The following is a 20,491-nucleotide window of genomic DNA, read 5'->3' as shown; positions in this document are numbered from 1 at the left end:
CCTACCTCCTGTTCCTGGTGTGCACGGTCATCGGCAGCCCGCCGCGCACCCGGAGCGACAGCATCGCCTCGGGAACCACGTCGTAGTCGGGAATCTTCTTCAGTTCCAAGTCCCGCAGGACCATCGTCAGCACGAAAACGGCCTCCATCACGCCGAGGCTGTTGCCGATGCAGAACCGCGGCCCGGCGCCGAACGGGATGTAGGCGTACCGGGGCCGCCCACTCGGCCGGTCCGGATCGAACCGGTCCGGGTCGAACTTCTCCGGTTCCGGCCAGAAGTCCGGGTGCCGGTGCAGCGTGTAGGGCACGACGACGACGTCGGACCCGGCCGGGACGTGATAGCCGCCGATCTCGTCGTCGGCCTGCGCCACCCGCGGCAGCAGCCACACCGGTGGGTACAGCCGCATGACCTCCTCGACGACCCTCGCCGTATACGGCAACCGGTGCAGATCCTCGTGGGTGGGCAACTGGTCGCCCAGCACCGAATCGGCCTCAGCCCGCAGTTTCGCCGCGACGTCGGGGTGTTCGTCGAGCAGGTGGAACGCCCAGCCCAGCGTGCTGGCCGTCGTCTCGTGCCCGGCCAGCAGCAAGGTGATCAGCTCGTCCCGCATCTGTTCGCGGGTCCCGTCGGTCGCGATCAGGCGGGACAGGACGTCTTCCCCGTTCTCGACCGGGTTCGCGAACCGCTCCTCGACGAGTTCCTCGGCGATGCGGCGGAGGTCGTCCCGCGATTCCCGGAACCGCAGTTGCTTCTTCAGCGGAGCCCACTGCGGGACCATGCTCAGCGTCACCGCTTCGAACATCGCCTGGTCCTGCACGGCCTCGAAGGAGTGGCCCAGCGAGGTGAACCCACCGAGGTCCGCGTCGAGCAACGTCTTGCCGAGCACACCGAGGGTCAGCCCGGTCATCTCGTGCAGGATCTCGACCGGCCCGCCTGCGTCCCGCAAGCGTTTCACGAGGCCTTCGACCTCGTTCGCGACGACCGAGGCCTGCCGCGCGATCCGCTTGGGCTGGAACACCGGCTGGATCGTGCGGCGCTGTTTCTTCCAGACCTCGCCGTCACTGGTGAGCAGCCCGTCGCCGAGCGCCCGCCGGGCCTCCTGGAGGCCGATTCCCTTGTGGTAGTTGGCCGCGTTGTCCGCGAGCACGTGTTTCGCCAGATCGGGGTGGTTGACCAGGTACATCGTCTTCGGACCGATCGCGATCCGGACGACGTCCCCGTAGGCCTCCGCCGAGTCCGACATGAGCGCCAGCCGGTCGGTGAAAAGCTTCTTCAGCAGACCGAAGGTCGCTCGGCGCGGCGGCCCGGGAGGCGCGAGACGCGCCCCCCGAGTGACTTCCGCACTCTGACTCATGCCGCCACGGCCCCGGTTTCCGTCTCCGTCTTCTCGGCAGGCTTGGGCAGGGTGGTGATTTCGGCCGACTTCGCCTGCTCGGCCTCCCACTTCGCGGTGGCCTTCTGCGAGAAGTGCAGGCCCCACAGGAACATCCCGCGGATCAGGCAGACGAGGGCGGTGGCCAGGAACAGGCCGTACGCCACGTGGACCACCATGAAGAACCCGTAGGCGATCGCCACCCCCGAACCGAACAGGATCTGCGACGCCGGCTTCGACGGGGTCGTACCCGGGTCGGTGACCATGTAGTTCGTGTAGAGCACGAATGCCACCCCGGTCATCATCCCGAGCGCGCCGGGGATCGCGGTGTCGAACACCAGACCTCGGATGATCGCCTGGAGCGCGAAGGTGATGAGCCACGCGCCGATCAGCCACATCCGCTGGGTGAGCATCGCGTTGAGCACCGTGCCCGACACCATGATGATGCCGACGATCAGCCAGCCGACCCACGAGTCGACCTGCTCGGTGAAGTGATACGGCGGCGCGATGCTCGCCCAGGGGAACACCAGCAGGATGATCGTGATGCCGAAGTTCGACGGGTTCATGTAGTGCCGGAGCCTGCCGCGCACCGGGGCCTGGAGGACCCACTTGGCGCCGACGGCGACCACCACGCCGAAGATCATCACGAGGACCTGGTCGTTGACGTAGGTCAGCATGTTGAGCGCGAGACCGGTGATGTGCGCCGGGAGCAGGAACTCCGCGAGTCCCTTGAAACCGTTGCCGCGGAAGCGAACGTCGCGGCCCTGAACTCGCGCCCCGATGATCTCCAGCAGGATTTCCGCGGTGTACGCCGTCGCCAGCGCGATGAACGGATAGGTGTACGGCTGCTCGAACCCGAGCACGGTGTAGCCGATGATGTTGAAGATGGTGATCGAGATCGCGAACCGGCGAAGGGCCGTGATCGTCTTGTTGCTCTTCGGTGCGGTCAGTGTCTGCTCAGCCATGACGGGTCACTTCTCCTTCGCCTGAGCGCCGAGCTGGAACGTGTGGTTGCCCGGGGTCAGCTGGACTTCCTGCGTGCGGATCTGCCCGGTCAGGTCGCGCCATTGCAGGCACACCTTCACCGGCCCGGTGACCTTGCCGAGTCCGATCTGGATCTCGTGGCTGCGCTTGCCGGAATGGCCGCTGCCGCCGTCGACGCGGTCCATGTACTTCTTGCCGTCGGGGGTGATGACGGTGACCTGCGCGCCGATCGCCGCGGTGCCCGCCGCCTTGAGCGGTCCGTCCGCCGAAGCCTTGTCGTGCACCAGCTTCAGGTTCAGGTACGAACCGGTGTCGGCGCTGACGTTGTGGTAGAAGATCGGCTGCTCCCACTGGCGGGCCACGGCGAAGTCGAGCTTGCCGTCACCGTCGGCGTCACCGGTGGCGATTCCGCGGGTGGGCACCGGGACCGCGAGGCCGAGGCGCGGGGCCAGGTCGGTGTAGCGGCCGTCGGCGCCCTTGGCCCAGAAGTGCAGGGTGTGGTCACCACCGACGTCGTCACCGGCGACCATGTTCGGCCAGAAGTAGGGATGCTTCAGTAGTTCGTCGTTGGACGTCGCCAGTTCTTGCAGCTGCGGCCAGCGGTTGACGTCGCCCTTGACGAAGCCGGTCGCCTGGGTGATCACCGATTCGCCGCTGTTGTTGTAGTCGGCGATCTTGACGTCCCAGCCCCAGCCGGACCACGCGGTGCCCGCCTGTGCGCTGCGGTCGACCCACGGTGCCTCGCCGCCCTGGAGACGACCGCGCAGATCCGCGGTGTCCTTGGCGGTGTTCATGAACTGGAAGTGGCTTTCCTCGATACCCCAGGACGTCGTGATGTTGCTGACGTACAGGTCGTAGAGGCCGTCGTGGTCGAGGTCGGCGAAGTCGACGCCCATGCCCTTGAAGGAGTCGTTGCCGAGCACCTTCGACTTCGGCTCGTTGGCCCCGCGGATCCCCTTCACCTCGGCGAATTCGACGTGACCGGGACGGGACTTGTTGTACAGCAGGCGGTCGTGGCCGAAGTCGTTGCCGATGTAGAGCTCCGGCAGGTTGTCGCCGTCGACGTCGGTGGCACTGGCCGCGAGCGACCAGCCGCCCTGCGCGTCGGCGGGGATGGCCTTGTCGTCGAGGGCGAACGTCGCGGACGGCTTCGCGCCCTGGGTGGCGCCGGTGAACCGCAGGATGTACTTGCCACCGGCGTTGTCGGCGTGCGACATCGACTTGTTCATCTCGACCCCGCCCTGGACGCGGTCGTCCAGCACCGCGCTGTCGGGGAAGTAGTTGCCGATGAAGATGTCCTGGTGGCCGTCGCCGTCGAAGTCACCGACGGACGCGGCGTTGGTGTTCCACAGTGGACCGGAGTACTCGCCGTTCTTGGAGTTGTTGCCCGGCACCAGTTCCACCGGCTCGTAGGCCTTCGGCTCGAGCTTCGTGGCACCCGGCTTCGCCAGGAAGGCGATCGGCGTGCGGCCCCAGTAGTAGGCCAGCAGGTCGACCCGGCCGTCCTCGTTCAGGTCCGCGGGCACGCAGCCCATGGGCGCGATGTACTTACCCATCGGCAGCGGCGCGGCGTCGAGTGCGAACGGCGCGTACCGGTCGCCGCCCTTGCCCGGCGTCGGGGTGACGACCACCTGGTCGCTGCGCGGGTCGACGAAGCACAGGTCGTTGGCGAGCTTGTCACCGTCGAGGTCGTTGACCGCGATCGCGGCACCGACCGACGAGATCCAGGCGCGGATGTGCTCGTATTCCTTGTTCACCGTCCGGATCGACTGGCTTTTCGCCGCCTCCGGCAGGGCGATCGTCAACGGCTCGAACGCGTACTTCGACGCCATGGTGTCCGCGTCGGCGGTCGAGACCGTTGGCAGCTGGGCCACCACGAACAGTCCCGCCATCAGCAACAGCGCCACGATGCCCGCAAGCTGCTTGCGGAGCCAGCCCAAGGTCGCGGTCATTTACCTGCACCTCCAGAAGTGAGTACCTCGGCGGCGATGCGCTGTCGCCAGGTTTCGAAAGCCGGGAGCTCACCGTCGACCACCACGGCCGGACGGACCTCCTGGGTGATGGCCGCGGCGCGCTCGGCCGGCAGCCCGCAGATCGCCTGGGTGGCGACCTCGGTCTCGGGGATCAGCAGTCCGGCGCGAACCCGGGCTTCGGCGGCGAAAGCGCTGCCCTGGGCCAGGTTTCCGCGGTACTCACCGGCGAATTCGGCCAGCTTCAGCAGTTCGTCGGAGGTGACACCGCACGCGTAGGTCGAGGCGAGCCCGACTCCGGCGTAGAGATCTCCGTGACGCTGCTTGGGGAACCTCGCGATGGTGTCGGTGACGAGATCGACGTCGGTGCCGCAGATGAACCACAGCGCCCGGCCGATGCCCTGGTCGATCGCCCGCGACGAGTAGCCGTTGTTGCCGGCGGGCCAGCTGAAGTCCGGGTCCTGGAACTGACCGTCGATGTACTTGGCGGTCTTGAAGTAGGCCTGGTGGAAGCCGTACCCGTCGAGCACCAGCCAGCGCAGCAACGGGTCGAAGTCCTCGGCGGAGGGCCAGCGGAAGCGCGGCAGCCGCGCCATCGCCCAGCCGACGCCGACGTAGATGATGTAGTCGTGCTTCTCACCGGGACCGTCGAGGAGGTCCGCGATATGCCCGCGGCCTCCCCCCGGCAGGCCGTCCAGCATTCCGTAACCCATTCCGGCGCCTTCGTAGGCGAAGCCGCGGAATTTGACCGGAATACGTTCGAGCCATTCTTCGGCCTGTTCGGTGGAACGCGCTTCGACCGCGTGCGCGTAGCCGAGCAGGAATTTCTCCCCGACGGTCTCCAGCAATTCTTGAGCGGCTGGGCTCTTCTTGTGGAAACCCCGCTTGTCCAGCGACGTCTCGGAGACGTCCGGTGTGATCATGCGACGTCTTAACGTGCGCCAACCATTGCCCAACGCACTCTCCCCCTAAGGGTGGATTCGAATTCTGCGGACTGGTTAAAGGCTCACATGCGTGATGACCCGGCAGCTACTCCACGGTTGCGCCCGCGGTTCTCCCGGTTTGCGTGAACCGGGAGAACCGGGAATAGCCCTGGTTCAGGCCACCGCGCGGAGATAGTCGGGAGCGGGCATGGTCATGCGGTTCCCGGTCGACGTCGGGTTCCCGGCGAGAGTGATCGCCATCGGCGCGTCGGTCGGCTGCGGGGTGCGCATCGGCATCCGCAGGTGGACACGGCCGTACCGGGTGATGTCGACGCGGCCGGGCAGGGTACCGACGGAGAACGACGACGCGGCGGTCCCGGCGGCGTGCTCCGCGACCGCGATCACGGTCCACCGGCCTTCGGGGACGTTCTGGATCTCGATGTCCGCCGAAAGGACGTTCGCCCGTCCGCCGAACGCGACCGGGCCGCACTGCGGGATCGGCTCGGCGAACAGTCCGATGAGGACACTCGCCGGGCCTGCCCCGCGCGGGGTCTCGACGCGCACGCTGATCGTCCCGGTGCCGCTGCGCATCGACGCGTAGCCCATTCCGGCACTGTGCAAGGCTTCCAGCGACGGCAGCCGCTGGAAATGCGGGGCCAGCGCCACGAGCAGTTCGCCGACCTCCGGGTCACGGTACTGGGTCGGGGTCATCCCGACCGCACGGGTGAAGCGGCTGGTGAACGTGCCAACGCTGCTGTAGCCGACACTGCAGACGATGTCCGACACCGTCAACGACGTCGTGAGCAGCAGTCGTTTCGCTTCGAAGAGCCGGATCGCGGTGAGGTACCGGCCGGGGGTCACCCCGGTCGCCTTGGTGAAGATCCGCGAGAAGTGGAACGGGCTGACGAAGACCTCGGAGGCCAGATCCCCCAGTGTGATCGGGTCGAAGTACCTCGCGTGCATCGCGGAGATGGCCTGCAGCACCGCAGGTTGCAAGGGAGACGCCGGCTCGGGGAGCCGACCGGGTTCGATGGCGCCTTTCTCGTTCGCCGCCGTGGCGACTGTTCGTAGCTGCATCAGACCAACCTCGGATTCGCTGTCGCTTTTCCTCTGCTCGCCAGCAAACGCTTCACCGATTTCGAAGCACTCGACGCGCGATCGAGATGGGGTCTACGCAGGGGTTATCCAGCTCTGCGCGATCGGCGAACGGTCGAACCGACGATCTCGCGTGACTGGGCGGCGATCTCTCGTGCTTGAACGGAGATCACGCGTGATCAGACGGAGAACACGAGAGTTCTCCGTCCAAGCACGAGAGTTCTCCGTCTGATCACGCGAGTTCGCCATCTGATCACGCGGGGAGGTCGAGCACGCACTCCCCGACACCGACTTCGGCGGGCCATTCGAGCTTCAGGGCGCGGTCGACGCGGTCGCCGGCGTCCACCGGGACGGCGTGCGCGGCCAGCCCCATGGCGCGGGCGACGAGGTAGAGCGTCTGCTGCAACGCGCCGACGTGCGCCAGGGTCGTGGCGTACGCGCCACCGCCGAGCACCGACGCCATCCTCGGCATCCGCGCGGTCACCGTGATCAGCGCCGAGGGCCGCCGATGGTTGCCGCCGCCGATCATCGCCATGTCGAGCATCGCGTCGAGGTCGGCCTCGTCGTCGTTGACCAGGCTGAGCCGGTGGTCGAGCGGGTCGTAATGGTAGATTCCGCGCTCCAGCCCCGAACAACGGTTGACCGAGACGTACAGCTCGAGTTCGTACAGGCACGCGACGCTGAAGTACGGCCGCTGCGAAGCGTTGTGGCTAGGCCCATTGGGGAAATGTGCGGGCCCGATCGACCGGATTCTCGCGCCGCGGAACAGGAACTCGCCGATCTGCTCGGCGGACAGCACACCCTCGGTGAATTCGGGGCAGGTGTGATCGTTCTCCAGCAACGCCGTCAGCGTCGGATCGGTCTCCGCGCGGTCGGCCAGATCCGGCCGGTAGAGCGAGTAGACCGGCCCCTCGCCGGTGGCGGCCTTGACCACCGGCGGTTTCCCGAGCCCCGGCAGATCGGCCGGGCCACCGGGCCGCCAGGTCCGGCTCGTGGTGTGGAACAGCAGTTCGTCCGGGGACCACAGGCCGAGTTCCGGATCCTCGTCCTCGGCGAACCGGCCGTGCTCCCCCGCGAGCTGGACGACGCCCGCGGCGACCAGATAGGACACGATCGCGCCGACCACCCCTGGCTCGATCCCGGTCGTGGACACGATCTCCCCCACCGACTTCGCCGTCGCCAGTGTCGCCGCGACGTGCACCGCCCACGGCTGGAACAGCACGACGCGGTACCTCGCGGACGGCGACTCCAACCCCATCCCGTAGGCGTCGGAGCGCAGGGAACAGAAGCGGGACAACCGGATCGGGCGCGCGGCGGGGATCTCGACCGGTGCGAACACCGGGGCGAGCGCCACCGGTATCACCGAAAGCAGCGGTCCTCTCCCGTCGGCGAGGCCGAGCGAATGCACCACGGAACCGCCGAGTTCCTTGAGTGCCTGCCGCAGCGCGTCGGCCCCCTCGGCCGTCCAGCTCAGCTCGCCTTCGAGGTCGGGCTCCCGCTCGACAGGCTCCCACGAGGACGTCACGTTCGCCAGCGAGATCGGCCCCAAGGCCATCCGCCGCAACGATTCCCGGACCAGTGGCCCGGCGCGGTCGAAGTCGTACTCCCCCCACCGCGTGACGACCACCAAGGAGCCGTCCTCACCGATCTCGACAAGGCTGTCGTCGGTGAGCGACCACAAGGGGATCGTCTCGGCCACACCGCCGGGGGGATCTGTCCTCAACTGTTGCTCCAGCCGGATCTACAAGAACATGGGGAAGGGATTCAGCCGGTCGTACGGGGTCGGTTCGGTGAGCCTGCCCAGTCGCACCGGCACGTCGAACAGCCGTCCGGGTGCGAAGCGGCTCCAGAAGGGCCGCAACCCCGGAACGACCACCCTGACCACCGGAAGATCGATGTCGGGCCTGGTCTGATCCAGCACCAGTGTCTCCATCCCCAGCGCGGAAAGCTTGCGTACCAGCGATTCCACGTCGTCCCGTACGTCGGCCCGCCGGACGAACTTGAAGTCCGCGGCCCGTTTCGCCGACCGTCCAGGCGCCGGCAGCAGATACGGCTGGTTCGCGACCGTAGCGTGCCGGAGCCACCGCGCCGCGTCGGGATCGTCGAGTTCGACGTCGTTCGCGAGCACCGCCGGGATCATCTGGTTGAGCTCGCTGACCGCCCTCCGCAGCGCCGTCCTGGGATCCAGGTGGGCGCCGAAACCCATCATGACGTTCTCGCGGGGTCCGGCGATACTCCTGGACAGCGCGACCATCACCGGGACACCGAGATCCGCGGTCAGGTCGAGGACCCACAGTTCCCTGCCAGCCCGCGCGTACTGGCCGACCATCTCCTCGGCCCACGGGTCGTCGAACGAGGCGATGTCGACGCCTGGCACCGGAAGCCGGTTGTACCACCACATCGCGACGGCGTCCCGTTCGACGAGTTCGAGCAGTCCTTGCAGGACAGCGTCCTCGATGCTGCTGCCGGCCGCGCAGCCGTTGGAGTCGGCGCGCATCCCGGTGATCCCGCACTCCAGCGGCACGCCGTAGTAGAGGTACGCCGTCGGCATCAGCTTCCGGCGTCGCTCCGGCAGCGACCACAACGGCGTCCAGTCGACGGCCGCCTTCTCGTCGAACCGTTCGGGAACGTGTTGGAAGATCGCGTGTTTGGCGTTCCACTCGTCCCGGCCGTCGTACTGGCGTTCGTCGAAGAGCATGCACGAGTTCGGGTGGACGGCGTCCTCGCCGAGCGCGCGGAAGGTGTCGCGGATCCGCAGTTCGTCGCCCTGGTAGTTCGCGGAGAACCGTTCGATCGCCTCGCACAGGGCGCCGACCTCGGCGTCGAGCGGGCTGGCGCCCTTGCCACCGTTGTCCCCGCGCAGCCCGGCTTGCAGCCCGGCTTCACCGCGCACCTGGCGCGCGACGTTGAGCCCGGACCGGTAGGCGTTCACGAACGCCGGCGCCCTCGGGTCGCGGGCGATCTCCTTGATGATGCCGGTGACCGGGCTGACCAGGTGGCCGTAGCGGTCGAGCACCTCGACCGGGGTGAGCGTCCGGTGCCCGCCACCGCCCGACGTCGCCTTCTTCGCCTCCCGCAACACGACCGGTTCGGCGGTCCGCGCGGCGACGATCCCTTCGTCACCGCATTCCGGGCACTGCGGACGCCGCCGCAGTTCGTGCAGCCGTCCTTGCAGGTCGAGGGTGTCGAGGATCCACACGGCCTGCTGACCCGGATACCGGTGTCCCGCCAGCCATTTGGACGCTTCGAGGGAGATCAGGTGCGACGCGGCCGCGGTCAGCGGCGGCACGGCGGGCATCGGGAACGAGGCCGGGCCGTCGTGCCCGAGGACCTCCTGCACGCACGCCTCCGCGTGCCGGTGCCCCCACAGCCGGTTGGTCAGGCAGTGCCAGCAGCCGGACCGGCCGGGTTGCAGGATCGGGCCGATCCACACCTGCGAGCCCGACGGCCGGGCCAGCAGCCACGGCCTGCCGGTGCGCCGGTGTTCGGCGTCGATCTCGGCCAGCCTCGGGTCGAGGTAGTCGTCGCACAGCACGATGGCCAGTTCGGCGGCCGTCCCGACCACCTCGATCCCGCTCGCGACGAGCGCGTTCTCCACCTGCGAGGTGTCGACGCCGCGGCCGATCGCGGTCAGGCTCGCCGTCGCCGGCTTCTGACGGCAGGCGACCGCGGACGCGTCGAGACCGCACGCGTCCCAGTACGCGAGCGCGCGTTCGTCCCCGCTGAGTTCGTCCGGGACGCGGATGGTGACCAGCCCCGCTTCCACGAGCCGGGCCAGCACCCCGGTGACCTGCTCGGCGCTCATCCCCTCCGGACAGGCGGAGAGGAGTCCGTCGAGGTCACGGGTACCGTCGAGCAACGCCGCGACCGAGGCGACCTGCGCGCCGCGCATCGCGATGACCCCTTGTTCCGAGAACAGATAGGCGCCGTTGCCCTCACTGATCTCCGCCCGCAGATGCCGTTTGAATCCCAGACCGCCGGTGCTGGAGCCTGACCCGTTCGACACTGCCTCGCGCATGGGAACCCCCGTAGGTCGGTGCGGTCCCCGAATCCTGCTGCGCGGGGCCGCGTACCGGCCAGTGCGAGATTCACGGGTCGGGCATGAAAAACCCATGTTCTTCCGGGACACACGCACGCGGGACCTGGTGGACGGCTCACTGGCCCGGTGCCCGCCGCTCTGTCACTGTCGACGCACTGGGAAAACGGGACCCGACGCGTATCGAGCTGGAGGGCGCTTGCGATGTATGCCGGATCACGAGTATCGGACACGCACCACGGCTCGGCACCTAACCCGAATCCGGACCTGTCCGCAAGCCCCGTCCGCTTCACCCTGCTCGGCCCGCTCGAACTCGTGCGGGACGGGATCGACTACGCGCCGACGACGCCGAAGCTGCTCCAGGTGCTCGCCATGCTGGTGATGAGCCCGGGGAAGATCGTGCACATCGACACGATCGTGCAGGAGCTGTGGGCCAACGACCCGCCGCGCAGCGTCCGCACCACGATGCACACCTACGTCTACCAGCTGCGCCGGTGCATCGACGAGAACGACCTCGCCCCGTACGGCGAGACCATGCTGGCGACGAAACCGCCGGGGTACGTGTTCCGGATCGCCCCGGAGCAGGTGGACGTCTTCGAGTTCCAGGCGCTGCAGAAGCAGGGCCGGGAACTGCAACTGCGGGGCGAGCCCGCCGAAGCAGCCAAGGCCTTCCGGTCGGCGCTCGACCTGTGGTCCGGGCCGCCGCTGTCGAATGTCCACTGTGGGTCGGTGCTGTCGGCGTACGCCGTCGACCTCGTCGAACAGCGGCGCAGCACGCTGCACCTGCGCATCGAGGCGGACATCGCGGCCGGGATGCGGCACGAACTGATCGGCGAACTGCGCTCACTGGTCACCGCGAACCCGCTGGACGAGGCACTGCACGGCCAGCTGATCCGCGTCCTCGGGCGCAGTGGGCGGCGATCCGATGCCCTCGCGACCTATCGCCAGGTGCGTGCCAGGCTCAACAATGAATTGGGCGTCGAGCCCTGCGACGAGTTGCAGATCCTGCACCACGACCTGCTCTCCGAGGGTGAACCCGCGTGAAGACCTGCTCCTGCCACGGGAAAACGAAAGTGAGGATCGGCGGATGACCAGTCGTACCTATGGACAGTTCTGCGGTCTCGCCCGCGCACTGGAGATCATCGGCGAACGCTGGTCGCTGCTGATCGTCCGTGACCTCGTCCTCGGCCCGAAGCGGTTCACCGAGTTGCGGGCCGGCCTGCCCAAGATCCCGGCGAGCACCCTGTCCGCGAGGCTCAACGAACTCGAGCAGTCCGGGGTGCTCCGCCGCCGTCTGCTCCCCCAGCTCGACGCCGCGGTGGTCTACGAACTCACCGAGTACGGCGGCGAACTCGACCAGATCGTGCTGGACCTGGGCCTGTGGGGCGCGCGGTCCCTCGGCCGGCCGGCTCCCGAAGACGTGCTCACCACGGACGCGGCGATCCTCTCGCTGTACACGACGTTCCAGAGCGAGAAGGCCAAGGGCGTCCACGCCACCTACGAACTGCACTACCCGGGCGGCATGGTCCTGCACGCGATCGTCGAGGACGGCGCGCTCAAGGTCGCGGACGGCGCGCATCCCGGCGCCGACGCGACGATCGAACCGCTGGGGCCGTTCATCAAGGACCTGCTGAGCGGGGAACTCAGCGCCGCCGACGCCACCCGCACCGGCAAGGTCCGGATAGACGGCGCCTTCGAGTACTTGGAACTGTTCACCGAGCTGTTCCACATCCCCGCCGCACCTCAGATGTCCCACGGAATCGTCGTCCACTGAGCCATTCGGCCGCAGCACCACAGGTCAGATGAGCAATCCGGAGTAATGGAAACGGCCGGTGCGCGAGATATCGTCGACATCCGTCACCGGCCGGTCTTTCGCCCTAGGAGCCCTTTCATGGCCGCACTCGATTCGCCACGTCCTGGCCTGCTCGCCTCGCTCAACGGGAAATACCACCGGGCGGCGCTCAACGTCTTCGCGCTGATCGTGCTGGCACACTGGGCGGAACACCTCGTGCAGGCGTTCCAGATCTACGTCCTCGGCTGGAAGACCCCGGACGCCCGCGGCGTGCTCGGCATCCCCTTCCCCAAGCTGATCAGCTCCGAATGGCTGCACTACGGCTACGCCATCGTCATGCTGATCGCGCTGTTCGCCCTGCGCAAGGGCTTCGCCGGCCGCTCGCGGCAGTGGTGGAACCTGGCGCTCGGCCTGCAGTTCTGGCACCACATCGAGCATCTGCTGCTGCTGATCCAGGCGCAGACCGGCTGGCGCCTCGGCGGCGGCACCGCGCCGAGCAGCATCATCCAGCTGTTCATCCCCCGGGTGGAACTGCACCTGTTCTACAACACGATCGTCACCATCCCGATGATCATCGCGATGCTCGTGCACCGGAAGGCCTCCGCCGTCGAGCGGCAGCTCACCGGCTGCACGTGCTCGCCCGAAAGCCGGCGTGAGCTGGCGACAACGGCGTCGTGACCAGGAGGCTCTTCGCGCTCCTGGCCCTTGTGGCGGCGTGGTTCGGGATCGCGGTGCTCGCCGCGGCCCCGGCCTCGGCCCACGTCGAACTCCTCGCCTCGAATCCCGCCGACGGCGCCCGGCTCACCTCGGCGCCCGCGCAGGTCTCGATCACCCTGTCGGAGAACATCGGCATCCAGCCGAACTCGATCAAGGTCGTCGACCAGCAGGGTACGGACGTCGTCACCGGACCGGTGTTCCAGCCGGGCGACGTCGCGGAACAGGTCGCCGTCAAGCTCGAGCCCGATCTCCCCGACGGCAGTTACCTCGTCGAGTACGCCTTCGTCTCGACTGACTCACATCCGGTGCGCGGCACGATCGCTTTCGTGATCGGCACCGGCCCCCTGATCACCTCGGCGGGCGCGGTGTCCGCCTCCACCGGCACGGATCCGGTGACCGACGCGCTGTTCACCACGTTCCGCTGGGGCTCGTTCGGCGGCGTCGCGCTGCTCGGCGGGCTGGTGTTCGTGCTGGTCTGCCGTCCTGGTGGCCGGACCGATCCGGCGGCGCGGAAGCTGATCACCGTCGGAGTGTGGCTCTCGGCCGTGACGGCCGTGGCCGGGTTCCTGCTGCAAGGCCCGTACGTCTCGGGCCGTGGCGTTGGCTCGGTCTTCGACCCTGCGCTCATCGAGGCGACCCTGCGGGTGGCGTACGGGAAGCTCCTGCTCCTGCGCCTTGCCGCGATCGTCGCGCTCGCCGTGATCGTGCGACGGCTGCTGGCGCCCGACCTGCCGGACAGGCTGCGGTCGCGCTACGAGAACCTCGGTATCGCGGCCGGGTTCATCGTGATGCTGAGCTTCTCCGCGACCGGGCACGCGGTGGCCGACAAGATCATGTTCCTCTCGGTCAGCGCCGACCTCGCGCACTTCGGCGCGATGGCCGTCTGGGTCGGCGGGCTGATCCAGCTGGCCGTGCTGCTGCGCGGCGAGTACTCGGCGTCGGAGGCCGAACCGGCGTTGGCGCGGTTCCATCCGATCGCCACCTGGTCGATCGTGGTCATGGTGGTCAGCGGCGCCTACCTCGGCTTCCGGCTCGTCCCGTCGGTGGAAGCGCTCTGGACGTCGGCCTACGGCATCGTCTTCCTGCTGAAGCTGACCGGATTCGCCACGTTGCTGCTGGTCGCGAACCTGAGCCGCAACGCGGTGCGCCGCGGGATCTCCGGCCGCGGCGGCACCGGCGTCGTGACCGCCGACCTGCGGAAACTGCGGGTCAGCGTCGGGGTCGAGGTGCTGATCGTCGCCGTGGTGCTCGCGCTGGCCGCGATGCTGTCCTCGATGTCCCCGGCCGGCTGATCAGCGCTCGATCGCTTCCGACGGCGGGGTGAACGGCCCCCAGGTGAAGGCCCGAAGCCACGGCTCGGGATCGCCCAGCCAGTCCAAGGCGGCGATCTGGGCCGGGCTCCGGCGCCCGGCGAGCGACCGGTACAGAGCGGCGGGCGGCCCCGAGAGCACCGCGGCGACCGGCTCGGTGCCCGCGATCCACGTCCCTCCCTCGGTCTCGATCCGCATTCCGGGCAGCCCGTGCTTGGTGACCGAAGCGCCGAGGCCGCTGACGAGCACTTCGAAACCCCGCAGCCAGGCCGCGTGCGCCTCGGGCAGTGGAGCGCCGAGCGCGTACCGGAGATCGAGTTCGTGGGTGAAGGCGTCCATCACCATGATGTCGCCGCGGCTCTTCCCGTCGCCGTCCGCGGCGAGGAGGGTGTCGGCCTCGGGCCCGCGCTCGTTCCAGAGCTTCAGCAATTCGGCGACCGACGCCGTCTCCGGAACCGGACACGGCTCTCCCCCGAACCGGGTGATCACCCGATCGCAGATTTCGGTCACATGCGCGAGCAGATCCCGGACGGTCCACTGTGGACAGGCCGGGACGCCCAGCTCGCCCGCGCCCGAGTGCTCGGCGAGCAAGATCGAGATGTTCTCTCTGACCTGCCGATACCCTTCGTCCGCTGTCGCCGTATTCCAGCCAGGGACCCGAATTCGGCTGCTCGTCACGCGGCCACCTCCAGTTGGGGTAAAACGATGGTCGTCCATTCTCCCACCTGTTCGAGGATCACCCTTCTCCCCTCTTGCGCGGACCGCTCGGCGCAAAGATCACCCACCCGTGACGCGTGTCCTTGCGGCTTCAGGCACACTGGACGGGGAAAGCCCCGTGCTGCAAAGACTTTGTGTACTAAAAGAAGCGCGCACCGGTGACGGATCGCCCACTGTGGAGGTGACCAATGGAGATGCCCGGCTTCGATCTGGCGTGGCGTGGTTTCAATCGCGCTCAGGTCCGGGAATTCGTTCGCGAGGTGGAAACCGAGCTACGCCGAGCCGCCGCCGAACGTGACGAAGCGATCCGCCGCGGAGAGGCGCTCGCCGCGGAACTCACCGCCGCGCGAGAGGAAAACCGCGAACTGAAAGCCAGCGTCGATCGGATCAGCCGCGTGCCGATCGCACCGGACGCGTTGCAGGAGCGATCGCGCCGGATGCTCGAACTCACCCGCGAAGAGGGTGAAGACATCATCGCGCGCGCCACCGAGGAGGCCGCCAAGGCCGAGGCGGAACGGAAGCGGATCACCGAAGACTTCGAACGCGCCATGACGCTGCGGCGGGCGGAGGCGATGCGCGCACTCGCCGCGCGGGACGAAGCCGCGCAAGCACGGGCGCGAAAGCTGCTCAACGACGCCGCCGAAGAGGGCGAGCGCCTGCTCGCCGACGCGCGGCAGAAGGCCGATGTGGCCCTCCACCTGCGCGATGACGTATTGAACCAGCTGGTCGGCTGCCGCGAACTGCTCGCGGAGGCCGGTACGGTCCTGACGATCACCGAAGAACCGAAGCCGGCAGTGCCCGTTCAGCGCCGGAGCAGGCCAGAGGCCCGCACCGGCACTGAAGCAGTCGCCACTTAAGCCCCGGACCCCGCCCCACCACCACCCTCAACGGACAGGCTGCGCCTGACTGGTGGAATCACAGCCCGGAAGAAAAGACCACCGGCCTGATCTCCATCGCGTTGATATGCGCGTCCGGGATCTGGCCCGCGATCTCGATCGCGCGCTCCTTGCTGTCGCATTCGACCAGGTAGAAGCCCGCCAGGTACTCCTTCGACTCCGCGAACGGACCGTCGGTGACCACCGGGACGCCGTCACGCACCCGGACCACCGTGCTCTCCTTCGGCTCCCCCAGCGCCTGCGTCCCGAGCAGTTCGCCGCTGTCGGTCAGCTTCTTCATGAAAGGGTCGATGCGGGCGACCACCTCGTTGCGTTCCTCCTCGGGGAGGGCGTCCCACGCGGTGGGGTTCATCGTGATCATGATCATGTACTTCATCGGTGTTCCTCCTGGTCATCCGGCCGGGTGCCCGGCCGTTCACGCTTGAGTCGGAGCCGCCGGACCGTCCTCGACATCCTGACACCCGCGAATTCCGCCCGCCCGGGGCAGATACGTGGGGAGGGTATACTCGGCGATGGCTGGGGAACGACGAGAGAACGGGTGCGGAATGACGGGCTACGGCAGCGAGCGGGAGGCCTATCTCAAGCGCCTGCGCCGGATCGAGGGGCAGATCCGCGGGTTGCAGCGGATGGTCGAAGAGGACAAGTACTGCATCGACATCCTGACCCAGGTGTCCGCCGCCACCAAGGCACTCCAGTCGTTCTCGCTCGAACTGCTGGACGAGCACCTCGCCACCTGCGTGGTCCAGGCCGCCGCCGCGGGCGGTGAAGAAGCCGACCTCAAGGTCCGGGAGGCCTCCGACGCGATCGCACGGCTGGTCCGCTCCTAGGCCACCCCGCGGAACCTGCGCAATCGCAGGCTGTTGGAGACCACGAAAACCGAGGAGAACGCCATCGCGGCCCCGGCGATCATGGGGTTGAGCAGGCCGAGCGCGGCCAGTGGCAGCGCGGCGACGTTGTAGGCGAACGCCCAGAACAGGTTGCCCTTGATCGTGCCGAGCGTGCGGCGCGAGAGCCGGATCGCGTCGACGGCGGCACTCAGGTCGCCCCGGACGAGCGTCAGGTCACCGGCCTCGATCGCGGCGTCCGTCCCGGTGCCCATCGACAGGCCGAGGTCGGCCTGCGCGAGCGCGACCGCGTCGTTGACGCCGTCACCGACCATGGCGACCACGCGGCCTTCGGACTGCAAGCGTTTGACGACGTCGACCTTGTCGGCGGGGAGCACTTCGGCGACGACCTCGTCGATCCCCACTTCCGCGGCGACCGCCTTCGCGGAACCGGTGTTGTCACCGGTCAGCAGGATCGGCCGGAGCCCGAGGGCCCGCAGTTCCTTCACGGCCTGCTTCGAGGTCGGCTTGACCGTGTCGGCGACGACGACCACACCGCGCGCCTCGCCGTCCCACGCGACCACGACCGCTGTCGCGCCACGCTCCTCGGCGGCCGCCTTGACCTGGGCGAAGTCGTCTCCGACCGTGATGTCGTGCTGTTCGAGGAGAGCCGTGCGACCGGCCAGGACGGTCTTCCCCTCGACCTCGCCGACGACACCCAGGCCCTCGACGTTGCGGAACCCTTCGACCGGTGGCAGCTGACCGAGCCGTTCTTCCGCGGCCGCGACGATCGCGCGGGCGATCGGATGCTCCGACGCGTGCTCGACAGCCGCAGCGAGCCGGAGCACCTCGGTCTCATCGGCCCCGTAGAGGTCGGTGAGGCTCATCTTCCCGGCGGTCACCGTGCCGGTCTTGTCCAGGACGACGGTGTCGACCTGACGAGTGGACTCGAGCACCTCGGGACCCTTGATGAGGATGCCCAGCTGCGCGCCCCGGCCGGTGCCGACGAGCAACGCCGTCGGCGTGGCCAGGCCAAGGGCACACGGGCACGCGATGATCAGAACCGCGACGGCGGCGGTGAAGGCGGCGTCGGCCCCGCTGCCCGCGCCGAGCCAGAAGCCGAGCGTGCCGACCGCGAGCGCGATCACCACCGGGACGAACACGGCCGAAACGCGGTCCGCGAGCCGCTGCACCCGCGCCTTGCCGTTCTGCGCGTCCTCGACCAGCCTCGCCATCTGCACGAGCTGGGTGTCGGCACCGATCCGGGTGGCGCGGACGACGAGCCTGCCGCCGGCGTTGACCGTCCCTCCGACAACGGTGTCACCGACGCTCACCTCGACCGGGACGGCTTCACCCGTCAGCATGCTCAGGTCGACCGCCGACCCGCCGTCGGTCACGACGCCGTCGGTGGCGATCTTCTCCCCCGGCCGCACGACGAACTCGTCGCCGGCCTTCAGCTCCCCGATCGGGACGCGGGTCTCGACACCGTCTTTGAGGACGGCGACGTCCTTCGCGCCGAGTTCGAGCAGTGCCCGCAGTGCGGCACCGGAGCGACGCTTGGAGCGGGCCTCGAAATAGCGCCCGGCCAGGAGGAACGTGGTCACCCCGGCGGCGACCTCGAGGTAGAGGTTGCCCGCGCCGGAGCCGCGTTCCATGGTCAGTTCGAAGCCGTGCCGCATGCCGGGCACCCCGGCGGTGCCGAACAGCAACGCGTAGAGCGACCAGAGGGTGGCGGCGGCGACACCGAGGGAGATCAGGGTGTCCATGGTGGCGGCGCCATGCCGGAAGTTCGTCCAGGCGGGGCGATGGAACGGCCACGCACCCCAGGTGACGACGGGGGCGGCCAAGGCCAGCGAGACCCACTGCCAGTAAGTGAACTGCCAGGCCGGGACCATCGCCAGCACGATCACCGGAACAGCGAGCACGGCGGAGACGATCAATCGGCGCCGGAGCCCGTCTGCCTGGTCGTCGTCTTCGTCGGGTTTGGGCGGCTCGGCCGTATAACCGGCGGACTCGACGACACCGACGAGGTCGTCCACCGAAAGCGCGGCCGGGAAGTCGACCTGCGCCTTCTCGGTGGCGTAATTGACCGTGGCGGAGACGCCGTCGACCTTGTTCAACTTGCGTTCGACCCGCGCGGCACACGACGCGCAGGTCATCCCGCCGATGGCCAGTTCGACGCGCTGGGATGTCTCGACGCTCACGGCGTGCCTCCCGTGTGGCCCTCGTGATGCCCTTCGTGCTCGCTGGTCGGCGCGGGTGGGGACGGTGTCTCGTCCGGCGGCCCGACGGCGGAGCCGATCGTCCAGGCGACGACGAACACCGCGACCAGGGCCGCGGCGAACGCCGATACCTTGACGGCGGTGCTCACGAGACGAGCTGGTAACCGGCCTCGGAGACGGCCGCGTCCACGATCTGGACATCGAGCGCGGTGTCACTGGTGACGGTTACCTTGCCACTGGCCACGTCCACGTTCACGGCACTGACGCCCGCGATGCCGCTGACCTCCTCGGTGACGGAGGAGGCGCAGTGCCCGCAGGACATGCCCTTGACGGTGTAGGTGGTTTCGGCCATCGGTACGAACTCCTCTACAGGACAGACGAAGCGATCACTTCATTTATACCCCATGGGGGTAGGGGTGTGCATTGAGGGGGCGGGCACACTGCCGCGATGAGGAAGATCTCCGCCATCGGCATCGGCGCCGGCGACCCTGAACACCTGACCGTCCAGGCCGTCCGACGGCTGAACGAGACCGACGTCTTCTTCGTGCTCGACAAGGGTTCAGAGAAGCAGGATCTGGTGGGTCTGCGCCAGGAGATCCTCGACCGGTTCGTCGAGCGGCCCGGCTACCGCGTCGTGCGGGCACCGGACCCTGAACGCGACCGTACTCCGGATGACTACCGGAAGGCCGTCGCCGACTGGCACCGGCTCCGCACCGACGTCTACGAGACCATGATCGGCTCGCTGGGTCCCGATGAGCGGGGCGCCTTCCTGGTGTGGGGTGACCCGGCGCTCTACGACTCGACCCTGACCTTGCTGGACGCGGTGCTCTCCCGGGGGAACGTGGAGTTCGAGTACGAGGTCGTCCCCGGCGTCAGCAGCGTGGCCGCGCTGACGTCCCGGCACCGGACCACGATGAACCAGATCGGACGGCCGGTGCTGATCACGACCGGCCGGCGCCTCGAAGCGGGCTGGCCCGCGGACGCGGACGACGTATTCGTGATGTTGGACGCCGGATGCACGTTCTCGCGCTTCGCGGACACGGGACTGGAGATCTACTGGGGCGCCTACCTAGGCACGCCCGACGAGCTCCTGCTGTCCGGCCCGCTCACCGACGCTCTCGCTTCGGAAATCCGCTCCGTTCGCGCCGCGGCACGGTCACGGAAGGGCTGGATCATGGACATCTACCACCTACGCCGCCCCGCCAGCTCCTGACCAACCCCGTACCTCACGTGCTCAGGCGCGTATCTCGCGTGCTTGAGCCCGTATCTCGTGTGCTCAGGCGCGTATCTCGTGTGTTCAGATGGAGAACTCGCGTGATTGGCTGGAGATCATCGTGTTGTCCGGCTGATCACGTGTGTTCTCCGTTCAATCACGTGTGTTCGCCGTCTGAGCACGTGTGTGACGTGCTCAACCACGGGTGTGGCGGGTTTCGGGCATGAGAAAAGGGTCTGGGACCTGGGAGAACCTTGAGGGGTTCTCGACCAGGTCCCAGACCCTGTTTCAATGTTAGTCCGGCGGTGTCCTACTCTCCCACAACCCTTCGGTTGCAGTACCATCGGCGCTGTCAGGCTTAGCTTCCGGGTTCGGAATGGGACCGGGCGTTTCCCTGACGCTATAACCACCGAAACACTG

18 protein-coding genes, 1 rRNA gene and 1 pseudogene are annotated in these 20,491 nt (G+C 68.1%); 7 read left to right on the top strand and 13 right to left on the bottom strand.

Annotation, left to right across the window (positions count from 1 at the left end):
- Position 1: 1 nt before the first annotated feature.
- The 7 genes from ACLARN_RS31620 to ACLARN_RS31590 all read right to left on the bottom strand — a co-directional run bounded on the left by ACLARN_RS31620 (position 2) and on the right by ACLARN_RS31590 (position 10,362).
- A complete protein-coding gene (locus ACLARN_RS31620) occupies positions 2-1,354 on the bottom strand; it encodes a cytochrome P450 (RefSeq protein ID WP_409495133.1) in 1,353 nt (450 codons plus the stop codon).
- Positions 1,351-2,337, bottom strand: coding sequence for an enediyne biosynthesis protein (locus ACLARN_RS31615; RefSeq protein ID WP_409495132.1), 987 nt, complete (start codon positions 2,335-2,337; stop codon positions 1,351-1,353). The genes ACLARN_RS31620 and ACLARN_RS31615 overlap by 4 nt, the downstream gene beginning before the upstream one ends.
- 6 nt (positions 2,338-2,343) lie before the next feature.
- On the bottom strand, positions 2,344-4,308 hold the full coding sequence (locus ACLARN_RS31610) for a CRTAC1 family protein (RefSeq protein ID WP_409495131.1): 1,965 nt from the start codon (positions 4,306-4,308) through the stop codon (positions 2,344-2,346).
- Positions 4,305-5,282 (bottom strand): DUF1702 family protein, encoded by a 978-nt coding sequence (locus ACLARN_RS31605; protein ID WP_409495130.1) that lies wholly within the window; start codon positions 5,280-5,282, stop codon positions 4,305-4,307. The genes ACLARN_RS31610 and ACLARN_RS31605 overlap by 4 nt, the downstream gene beginning before the upstream one ends.
- Before the next feature lie 141 nt (positions 5,283-5,423).
- A complete protein-coding gene (locus ACLARN_RS31600) occupies positions 5,424-6,326 on the bottom strand; it encodes a helix-turn-helix transcriptional regulator (protein WP_409495129.1) in 903 nt (300 codons plus the stop codon).
- Between the two features lie 271 nt (positions 6,327-6,597).
- On the bottom strand, positions 6,598-8,043 hold the full coding sequence (locus ACLARN_RS31595; protein WP_409495211.1) for a SagB family peptide dehydrogenase: 1,446 nt from the start codon (positions 8,041-8,043) through the stop codon (positions 6,598-6,600).
- 42 nt (positions 8,044-8,085) lie between these two features.
- The gene (locus ACLARN_RS31590; protein ID WP_409495128.1) at positions 8,086-10,362 is read right to left on the bottom strand and encodes a TOMM precursor leader peptide-binding protein; all 2,277 of its coding nucleotides are present in this window, start codon (positions 10,360-10,362) and stop codon (positions 8,086-8,088) included.
- Positions 10,363-10,584: 222 nt separating this feature from the next.
- On the opposite strand from ACLARN_RS31590, the gene ACLARN_RS31585 reads away from it, so the two are divergent.
- From ACLARN_RS31585 to ACLARN_RS31570, 4 genes are all read left to right on the top strand, one after another.
- On the top strand, positions 10,585-11,424 hold the full coding sequence (locus ACLARN_RS31585; protein WP_409495127.1) for a BTAD domain-containing putative transcriptional regulator: 840 nt from the start codon (positions 10,585-10,587) through the stop codon (positions 11,422-11,424).
- Between the two features lie 43 nt (positions 11,425-11,467).
- Positions 11,468-12,154 (top strand): winged helix-turn-helix transcriptional regulator, encoded by a 687-nt coding sequence (locus ACLARN_RS31580; protein WP_409495126.1) that lies wholly within the window; start codon positions 11,468-11,470, stop codon positions 12,152-12,154.
- Positions 12,155-12,271: 117 nt separating this feature from the next.
- Positions 12,272-12,850 (top strand): hypothetical protein, encoded by a 579-nt coding sequence (locus ACLARN_RS31575; RefSeq protein ID WP_409495125.1) that lies wholly within the window; start codon positions 12,272-12,274, stop codon positions 12,848-12,850.
- Positions 12,847-14,181, top strand: coding sequence for a copper resistance protein CopC (locus ACLARN_RS31570; protein ID WP_409495124.1), 1,335 nt, complete (start codon positions 12,847-12,849; stop codon positions 14,179-14,181). The genes ACLARN_RS31575 and ACLARN_RS31570 overlap by 4 nt, the downstream gene beginning before the upstream one ends.
- On the opposite strand, the gene ACLARN_RS31565 is transcribed toward ACLARN_RS31570, so the two are convergent.
- Positions 14,182-14,877 (bottom strand): maleylpyruvate isomerase family mycothiol-dependent enzyme, encoded by a 696-nt coding sequence (locus ACLARN_RS31565; protein WP_409495123.1) that lies wholly within the window; start codon positions 14,875-14,877, stop codon positions 14,182-14,184.
- A gap of 227 nt (positions 14,878-15,104) precedes the next feature.
- Between ACLARN_RS31565 and ACLARN_RS31560 the strand changes: the two genes are divergently transcribed.
- A complete protein-coding gene (locus tag ACLARN_RS31560) occupies positions 15,105-15,773 on the top strand; it encodes a M protein (RefSeq protein WP_409495122.1) in 669 nt (222 codons plus the stop codon).
- Positions 15,774-15,831: 58 nt separating this feature from the next.
- On the opposite strand, the gene ACLARN_RS31555 is transcribed toward ACLARN_RS31560, so the two are convergent.
- Entirely contained in the window at positions 15,832-16,188 is a 357-nt protein-coding gene (locus tag ACLARN_RS31555) for a YciI family protein (RefSeq protein WP_409495121.1), read from the bottom strand.
- Between the two features lie 169 nt (positions 16,189-16,357).
- Here ACLARN_RS31555 and ACLARN_RS31550 point away from each other — a divergent pair, with 169 nt between their 5' ends.
- A complete protein-coding gene (locus ACLARN_RS31550; protein WP_009081418.1) occupies positions 16,358-16,639 on the top strand; it encodes a metal-sensitive transcriptional regulator in 282 nt (93 codons plus the stop codon).
- On the opposite strand, the pseudogene ACLARN_RS31545 reads toward ACLARN_RS31550, so the two are convergent.
- The 3 genes and pseudogenes from ACLARN_RS31545 to ACLARN_RS31535 form a co-directional block, all read right to left on the bottom strand.
- Positions 16,639-18,840, bottom strand: a pseudogene (locus tag ACLARN_RS31545) (heavy metal translocating P-type ATPase); the annotation flags it as partial. The gene ACLARN_RS31550 and the pseudogene ACLARN_RS31545 overlap by 1 nt on opposite strands.
- Positions 18,837-19,007, bottom strand: a complete 171-nt coding sequence (locus ACLARN_RS31540; protein ID WP_409495120.1) for a hypothetical protein — start codon at positions 19,005-19,007, stop codon at positions 18,837-18,839. The gene ACLARN_RS31540 and the pseudogene ACLARN_RS31545, both read right to left, overlap by 4 nt.
- Positions 19,004-19,210, bottom strand: a complete 207-nt coding sequence (locus ACLARN_RS31535) for a heavy-metal-associated domain-containing protein (protein ID WP_409495119.1) — start codon at positions 19,208-19,210, stop codon at positions 19,004-19,006. The genes ACLARN_RS31540 and ACLARN_RS31535 overlap by 4 nt, the downstream gene beginning before the upstream one ends.
- Positions 19,211-19,306: 96 nt before the next feature.
- Between ACLARN_RS31535 and cobF the strand changes: the two genes are divergently transcribed.
- Positions 19,307-20,071, top strand: coding sequence for a precorrin-6A synthase (deacetylating) (cobF, locus tag ACLARN_RS31530; RefSeq protein WP_409495118.1), 765 nt, complete (start codon positions 19,307-19,309; stop codon positions 20,069-20,071).
- A gap of 297 nt (positions 20,072-20,368) precedes the next feature.
- On the opposite strand, the gene rrf is transcribed toward cobF, so the two are convergent.
- Positions 20,369-20,485, bottom strand: a 5S ribosomal RNA gene (gene rrf / locus ACLARN_RS31525).
- Positions 20,486-20,491 lie beyond the last annotated feature (6 nt).

It is taken from the genome of Amycolatopsis sp. cmx-11-12 (assembly GCF_046269425.1).
Taxonomy (GTDB): Bacteria; Actinomycetota; Actinomycetes; order Mycobacteriales; family Pseudonocardiaceae; genus Amycolatopsis.
This window is presented reverse-complemented; position numbering and strand designations above follow the sequence as displayed.